The sequence below is a fragment of the Azospirillum formosense genome (assembly GCF_013340925.1).
In the GTDB taxonomy this organism is placed as follows: domain Bacteria; phylum Pseudomonadota; class Alphaproteobacteria; order Azospirillales; family Azospirillaceae; genus Azospirillum; species Azospirillum formosense.
Genome location: NZ_WHOR01000547.1, coordinates 1 through 690, shown reverse-complemented (window position 1 = coordinate 690; position 690 = coordinate 1). Strand labels below are relative to the sequence as shown.

General features: G+C 67.0%; 1 protein-coding gene and 1 pseudogene. Both read left to right on the top strand.

Features of this window, described 5'->3' with window-relative positions:
• A pseudogene (locus tag GBZ26_RS29755) lies at window positions 1–415 on the top strand (NAD(P)(+) transhydrogenase (Re/Si-specific) subunit alpha); the annotation flags it as partial.
• Between the two features lie 27 nt (window positions 416–442).
• On the top strand, window positions 443–690 hold a 248-nt coding region (locus GBZ26_RS29750; RefSeq protein WP_174441844.1), incomplete at its 3' end, for a proton-translocating transhydrogenase family protein.

Sequence of the window (690 nt, the reverse complement as noted above, 5' to 3'; positions counted from 1 at the left end):
GGCGGCGCTGGTGGCCGAGCACATCAAGAAGCAGGACATCGTCATCACCACGGCGCTGATCCCCGGGCGCAAGGCGCCGATCCTGGTGACGCGCGAGCATGTCGCCTCGATGAAGCCGGGCTCGGTGATCATTGATCTGGCGGTGGAGCAGGGCGGCAACGTCGAGGGTTCGGAGCTTGGCAAGGTCGTCACCACGGAGAACGGGGTGAAGATCGTCGGCCACGCCAACTACCCCAGCCGCATCGCCGAGAGCGCCTCGCTGCTCTACGCCAAGAACCTCCTCGCTCTGCTGCAGGCGCTGCACGACAAGGAGAAGGGCATCACGCTCAACTGGGACGACGAGATCGTGAAGGCCATCGCGCTCACCCGCGATGGGCAGGTCGTTCATCCCGCCTTCGCCGGCCAGACGGTCTAAAGGCCGGACGGAATTAGGGAGAGACACATGGATCAGACTCAATTGTCCAACCGCGTCGCCGAGCTGAAGGCCCAGCTCGCCGCGGCCAGCCAGCAGATCGACGCGCTCGCCGCCCAGGCCGCAGCGCTCGGCCACGCCGCTCCCGTCGCGGACGCGGCGAGCCACGGCAACTTCTTCATCACCGGCCTGACGGTGTTCGTGCTGGCCTGCTTCGTCGGCTACTACGTGGTGTGGCGGGTGACGCCGGCGCTGCACTCGCCGCTGATGGCGGTGAC